The sequence below is a fragment of the Polaromonas sp. P1_E3 genome, from assembly GCF_056405935.1.
On the sequence record NZ_JBFUBD010000806.1, the window covers coordinates 1 to 645 of the forward strand.

Annotated in this window: 1 protein-coding gene; it reads left to right on the forward strand. The window is 57.2% G+C overall.

All coding sequences use genetic code 11. The features are described from left to right. On the forward strand, positions 1 to 645 hold a 645-nt coding region (locus AC1D0Z_RS23645; protein WP_477660550.1), incomplete at both ends, for a cation:dicarboxylate symporter family transporter.

Consider the following 645-nt stretch of genomic DNA (forward strand, 5'->3'; position numbering starts at 1 on the left):
GTGGTGGACGCGTTTGCCAAAGGCGAAATCCTGCAGGTGCTGCTGATTGCCGTGATGTTCGGCTTTGCCCTGCACCGCTTCGGTGGCCGCGGCACGCTGGTATTTGACTTCATCGAGAAAACATCGCACGTGCTGTTCACCATCGTCGGTTTCATCATGAAACTGGCGCCCATAGGCGCATTCGGCGCAATGGCCTTCACCATCGGCAAATACGGCGTTGACTCACTGTTTTCTCTCGGCAAGCTGATGGGCGCCTTCTACCTGACCTGCCTGATCTTCATCTTCGTGGTGCTGGGCCTGATTGCACGGCTGCATGGGTTCAGCATCTGGAAGTTCATCAAGTACATCAAGGAAGAGCTGCTGATCGTGCTCGGCACCTCGTCGTCCGAATCCGTGCTGCCGCGCATGATGGAAAAAATGGAGAACCTGGGCGCAAAAAAAACCACCGTGGGCCTGGTGATACCGACCGGTTATTCATTCAACCTGGACGGCACCTCGATTTACCTCACGATGGCTGCAGTGTTCATCGCACAGGCCACCAACACGCCAATGACCCTCACGCAGGAACTGACGCTGCTGGCGGTGCTGCTGCTGACCTCGAAAGGCGCAGCGGGCATTACCGGGAGCGGCTTCATTGTGCTGGCC